The organism is Methylobacterium sp. WL6, assembly GCF_008040095.1.
GTDB lineage: Bacteria > Pseudomonadota > Alphaproteobacteria > Rhizobiales > Beijerinckiaceae > Methylobacterium.
In genome coordinates this window covers 1-5,589 of the sequence record NZ_VRVH01000293.1, presented here as the reverse complement: position 1 = coordinate 5,589, position 5,589 = coordinate 1, and the positions used below count along the sequence as shown (strand labels likewise).

Genomic DNA, 5,589 nt, shown 5'->3' with positions numbered 1-5,589 from the left:
GGCCGGGGGATGCGATGCGTCTCGCCTGGGTCGACGTCGCCAAGGGCATCTGCATCCTCCTCGTGGTGATGATGCATTCCACCCTCGGCACCGGCGAGGCGATGGACGGCGAGGGTTTCCTCCACACGGCGGTGAGCTTCGCGAAGCCGTTCCGGATCCCGGACTTCTTCCTGCTGTCGGGCCTGTTCGTCGGCCGGGTGATCGACCGCGACTGGCGCTTGTTCGCCGACCGGCGTGTCGTCCACTTCGCCTACTTCTACGGGCTCTGGGTCGTCGTCCAGTCGCTCGCGAAGTATCCGGCGATCGTCGGCGAGGCCGGGCCCGGCGCCTTCGCGGCCCATCTCGTCCACACGCTGATCGAGCCGTACGCGACGCTGTGGTTCATCTACCTGCTCGCGGTGTTCTCGGTGGTGACCAAGCTGCTGCGCCGCGTGCCGGCGGCGGTGCTCCTGGCCGGCGCCGCCCTGCTGCAGGTCGTGCCGATCGCGACCCCGTCCTATCTCGCGGAGGAATTCTGCGCCCGCTACGTCTACTTCGTGGCCGGATACCTGTTCGCCGGGCGCATCTTCGCCTTGGCCGACCGGGTCGCGCGCCACCCGGGGGCGGCCTGTGCCGGGCTGATGCTCTGGGCGGGGATCGAGGCGTGGCTCGCCTTCACGCCCTCGCGGCTGCCGGGGTACCCGACGCTCGCCAGCCTGCCGCTGGTCAGCCTGATCCTCGGCGGCGCCGGCGCGCTCGCCATCGTCGCCGGCGCCGCCCTGCTGACGTCGGCCGGGGGGCCGGTCACCGCGGCGTTGCGCGCCTGCGGGCAACGCTCGATCGTGATCTACCTCGCGTTCTTCCTGCCGATGGCGGTCACGCGGACGCTGCTGGTTAAGGTCGGGCTGATCGACGATGTCGGCCTCGCCAGCCTGACGGTGATGGTCGTCGCCGTGATCGTGCCGCTCGCCCTGGAGCGCGCGGTCCGCGGCACCGCCCTCCGCTTCCTGTTCGCCCGCCCGAAGGCGTTCCGCATCGCGAGGGCCCGGCAGGCCCCCGCTCCGGCGCTGCAGCCGGCCTGAGCCGGGGCGCGCCGGTTTCGCGGTTCGTCTCAGCCTTCGAACCGTACTCCCAGCCGCCGACCCTCGCGCCGGACGACGCGACAGCGCCGCGGCGGCTCGTAGGCGGTCACCCGCAGCGTGAACCGATCGGGGGCGACGATCTCGGCCGCGACCTCGATCTGCGCGCCGGTCTCCGAGACGTCCCAGACCAGGCATTCGCAGGGCTCCCCGCATTCGTCCGCGATCAGGCTCGCCACCTGGAAGGCGTCCTTGCGCGGGGTGCTGCGTCGATTGTCGCTCATGGCATCACCCCAAGGTCGAAGGCGGAGCGCATCTTGCGCGCAATCGCTTAGCAAAAGCCGCGTCCGGCGCCAAAAACCCCGGGGATTCGGCGACGCTGGGCCGCATCGCGGAGCGCGAACGCCAAGTCCCTGATCGTCAATGGGTTCTGAAAATCGCCGGTTAACATCCCTTAAACCCGCCGCATTTACCGTGCGGAACCGGGCCCCCGACGATCGCCGCCGCACCGCCTTCGCAGGGCATCTCGGACGGGCCTCAGGACAGACGGGACGCATGGCGAACGGACGCGGACGGGACGGCCGGGGCGAACCGAACTTCGACGTGCCCGAGGGGCGCGGCGCGGGCCGGGGCGGCGCGGACCTTCGCCTGTCGCGGGCCGATCGCCCGGGAGGCGGCGTGGCCAGCAGAAGCCGAGACAGCGAGGACGCGGGCAGCCGCCGGGCGAAGCCGGCCGCCAAGGGCGGCGCGCGGCGTGGCGCTTCGTCGAAGAAGGTCCGGCGGCGCTCGCTGCTCGGGCGTGTGGTCTACGCCGGCTGGGTGCTCGGCCTGTGGGCGGTGGTCGGGATCGCCGGCCTGATCGCCTACCATGCCTCCCAGCTTCCGCCGATCGACCAGCTCGCGGTGCCCAAGCGCCCGCCGAACATCGCGATTCTCGCTTCCGACGGCTCGCTGCTCGCCAACCGCGGCGAGACCGGCGGCCGCGTCGTCGGCATCAAGGAGCTGCCGAGCTACCTGCCGCGCGCCTTCGTGGCGATCGAGGACCGGCGCTTTTACAGCCATTTCGGCGTCGACCCGGTCGGCATCCTGCGCGCCATCGGCCAGAACCTGACGCGCCGCGGCGTCGCCCAGGGCGGCTCGACCCTGACGCAGCAGCTCGCCAAGAACCTGTTCCTGACGCCCGAGCGGTCGGCCTCGCGCAAGATCCAGGAGGCGATCCTCGCCTTGTGGCTCGAGCACAAGTACAGCAAGGACGAGCTGCTCGAGCTCTACCTGAACCGGGTCTACTTCGGCGCCGGCGCCTACGGCGTCGAGGCGGCGGCGCAGCGCTACTTCGGCAAGCCGGCCAAGACCGTCAGCGTCGCGGAAGCCGCGATGCTCGGCGGCCTCGTCCAGGCGCCCTCGCGGCTGGCGCCGAACCGCAACCTGCCGGCGGCCCAGGCGCGCGCCGCCCAGGTGGTCGCGGCGATGCAGGAGCTCGGCTTCATCACCGCCCAGGACGCCAAGGTGGCGCTCGCCCAGCCGGCCCGGCCGGCGAGCACCCGCGGCGGCGGCTCGGCGAACTACGTCGCCGATCTCGTGATGGACGTGCTCGACGACTTCGTCGGCACGATCGAGGGCGACATCGTCGTGCAGACCACGGTCGACACCAACCTTCAGGCGACCGCCGAGAAGGCGCTCGTCGACGAGCTGAACGCCAAGGGCGGCCGCTACAACGTCGGCCAGGGCGCGCTGGTCTCGATGCGGCCGGACGGCGCGATCCGCGCGCTGATCGGCGGGCGCGACTATGCGCAGAGCCAGTTCAACCGCGCCACCACCGCCAAGCGCCAGCCCGGCTCCTCGTTTAAGCCGTTCGTCTACCTCGCCGCGGTCGAGCGCGGCGCGACGCCGGACACGGTGAAGGAGGACGCGCCGATCAAGATCGGCAACTGGCAGCCGGAGAACTACTCGCACCAGTACGAGGGCCCGGTCACGCTGCGGACCGCGCTCGCCCTGTCGCTCAACACCGTCGCGGTGCGCCTCGGCCAGGAGGTCGGCGCCAAGGCGGTGGTGCAGACCGCGCAGCGCCTCGGCATCACCTCGGCGCTGCAGGCCAACGGCTCGATCGCGCTCGGCACCTCCGAGGTGACGCCGCTGGAGATGGTCGGCGCCTACAGCGCCTTCGCCAACGGCGGCACCGGCGTGATCCCCTACGTCGTCGCCGGCGTGAAGGCTGCCGACGGCAAGGTGCTGTACAAGCGCGGGGAGGGCGGCCTCGGCCGCGTCATCGATCCGAACGCCGTCGGCATGATGAACGCGATGATGCACGAGACCTTCGTGATCGGAACCGCCAAGAAGGGCGACATCCCGGGCTGGGACCTCGCCGGCAAGACCGGCACCAGCCAGGATTTCCGCGATGCCTGGTTCATCGGCTATTCCGGCAGCCTGGTGACGGGTATCTGGCTCGGCAACGACGACGGCGAGCCGACGAAGAAGGCGTCGGGCGGCAACCTACCGGTCGAGATCTGGAAGACCTACATGAGCGTCGCGCTGAAGGGCCAGACGCCGGTGCCGTTGCCCGGCCTCAACCGCTGGCGCAAGGCGCCCGAGACGACCGCCTCGGTGGCGAGCGCGCCGAGCCCGGGCAACATCCTCGGCCAGATCTTCGGCGAGCCCCCGGCGCCGGCGCCCCGCCCGAATGCGGCCCGCCGTCCGGCGGCCCGCGACTCGGTCGACCGCAACTTCATCGAGAAGCTGTTCGGCATCGGCGAGTGACGTGAGCGGACGGCTCGGCCGGCGCCCGCGTCGCGCGACGCCTCGCTCGGGCGGACGCCCTCAGGCGGCCAGCTCCTCCTCGTAGGCGATGAGCTTCCGCCCGGTCTTGATCGCCAGGTGGTACTGCTTGGCCGCGACCGCGTCGTGGATCGCCACGAGATACGGGGCCGCGCCCGGGATCGTCTTCAAGATCTCGGTCGACTGCATCACGAACAGGTTCTCCGCCTCCGCCGGATCGTCGGCGAGATAGATCACCTGCAGGGTCACGCAGAGCTTCTTGCACGGCGTGTCGGCGTCCGCCTCGCGGATGATCTCGCTCTCGCGCAGGAACTTGCACTGGGTCTCGACGAGGAAGACCGACCGCCGATCGCCGTTCCGGATCAGCGCTCCGTTGATGATCAGCCGCTCCGCGGGCTTCAGCTCAATGCGTAGGGCCATGCCGGCAACTCCATTCTAGAGACGCCACGACCATCGACACGATCTGTTAATGTTGTTTGAACTCTCATCGCGTAATTGGGCGCAATACGCCCTGCACACCCGCGATATGCCGGATTCGACCGGTCGATTTAACGCGTCGGTAGGTGGCGACATGTTTCTTCGTGAGGCCGGCAGAAAGCCGGTCTTCTGATCAAATATGGATCTCATCTCATGTCCGGCGTCTCTCTCACCGCTGCTACCCGCCAGAACCTGCTTTCGCTGCAGGATACGGCGTCCTTGTCCTCGACCACCCAGAACCGCCTTTCCACCGGCAAGAAGGTCTCCTCGGCCCTCGACAACCCGGTCAACTTCTTCACTGCGCAGAGCCTGTCGAACCGCTCCTCGGACCTCGGCACCCTGCTCGACAGCATCTCGAATGGCGTGCAGACGATCCAGGCGGCCAACACGGGTCTGACCTCGATCCAGAAGCTGGTGGACTCGGCCAAGTCGACCGCCAACCAGGCGCTCGCCACGCAGATCACCACCAGCGGAACGGCTGGCACTGGCTTCTCGGCCACTACCGGCTCGGTCAACCTTCTCGTCAACGGCACGGCGGTTCCGGTCTCGCTGACCGCCAGCGACACCATCGACACGGCCATCACCAAGCTGAACACCGCGGTCAGCGCTCAGGGCGCAGGCAACGCGTTCACCAAGGATGCCACGGGTACCAAGCTCGTCGTCAACGCTACGGCTGACATCGAGTTTTCGGCGCCTGCCGACCAGACCGCGCTTGGCTTTGCCAGCGGCGCCGCTAATGCGGGTCCTCTGTACACAGCTTCGGCGGCCGGGCAGAGCTCCAACCTGACGGTGACCGGCGTCAAGGAGCGGGCCTCCCTGTCGAAGCAGTACAACAGCCTGCTGACCCAGATCGATCAGCTCGCCAAGGACTCGAGCTTCAACGGCACCAACCTGCTGTCGAGCAGCGCGGCTTCGAACAAGCTGCACATCTCGTTCAACGAGAAGGACACCTCGAACCTCGACGTCCAGGGTGTCGATGCCACTTCCGGCGGTCTCAACCTGACGGCGATCACTGGCAACTCTGGTTCGACGGCGGACGGCAAGGGCAGCTTCCTTCTCGATGCCTCAGTCACCGCTACGCTCAGCAGCCTGACGAGCGCCTCCACAACGCTGCGATCGCAGGCCTCGACCTTCGGCTCGAACCTGTCGGTGGTTCAGAACCGTCAGGACTTCACCAAGAACCTCCAGAACGTGCTCGACACCGGCGCCTCCAAGCTCACCGATGCCGACCTCAACGAGGAGGCCGCGAACTCCCAGGCCCTGTCGACCCGCCAGTCGCTCG

5 protein-coding genes are annotated in these 5,589 nt (G+C 68.9%); 3 read left to right on the top strand and 2 right to left on the bottom strand.

The window, feature by feature from the left end:
• Positions 1 to 14: 14 nt before the first annotated feature.
• Positions 15 to 1,061 carry an acyltransferase family protein gene (locus tag FV230_RS23845; protein WP_147844164.1) on the top strand — a complete coding sequence of 349 codons (1,047 nt, stop codon included), beginning with the start codon at positions 15 to 17 and terminating at the stop codon, positions 1,059 to 1,061.
• Positions 1,062 to 1,090: 29 nt separating this feature from the next.
• Here FV230_RS23845 and FV230_RS23840 read toward each other — a convergent pair whose 3' ends face one another.
• Positions 1,091 to 1,342, bottom strand: coding sequence for a PilZ domain-containing protein (locus FV230_RS23840; protein WP_147729070.1), 252 nt, complete (start codon positions 1,340 to 1,342; stop codon positions 1,091 to 1,093).
• A gap of 271 nt (positions 1,343 to 1,613) precedes the next feature.
• Between FV230_RS23840 and FV230_RS23835 the strand changes: the two genes are divergently transcribed.
• Entirely contained in the window at positions 1,614 to 3,812 is a 2,199-nt protein-coding gene (locus tag FV230_RS23835) for a transglycosylase domain-containing protein (RefSeq protein WP_147844163.1), read from the top strand.
• 60 nt (positions 3,813 to 3,872) lie between these two features.
• On the opposite strand, the gene FV230_RS23830 is transcribed toward FV230_RS23835, so the two are convergent.
• Complete coding sequence (locus FV230_RS23830) at positions 3,873 to 4,250, bottom strand: flagellar biosynthesis repressor FlbT (RefSeq protein WP_147729760.1); 378 nt, start codon at positions 4,248 to 4,250, stop codon at positions 3,873 to 3,875.
• Between the two features lie 210 nt (positions 4,251 to 4,460).
• Here FV230_RS23830 and FV230_RS23825 point away from each other — a divergent pair.
• A partial coding sequence (locus FV230_RS23825; RefSeq protein WP_147844162.1) for a flagellin occupies positions 4,461 to 5,589 on the top strand: 1,129 nt, incomplete at its 3' end.

Bases quoted from the DNA above. Each gene is read 5' to 3' on its own strand.
- FV230_RS23840 (WP_147729070.1), bottom strand. From the start codon at position 1,342: ATGAGCGACAATCGACGCAGCACCCCGCGCAAGGACGCCTTCCAGGTG.
- FV230_RS23845 (WP_147844164.1), top strand. From the start codon at position 15: ATGCGTCTCGCCTGGGTCGACGTCGCCAAGGGCATCTGCATCCTCCTC.
- FV230_RS23835 (WP_147844163.1), top strand. From the start codon at position 1,614: ATGGCGAACGGACGCGGACGGGACGGCCGGGGCGAACCGAACTTCGAC.
- FV230_RS23830 (WP_147729760.1), bottom strand. From the start codon at position 4,250: ATGGCCCTACGCATTGAGCTGAAGCCCGCGGAGCGGCTGATCATCAAC.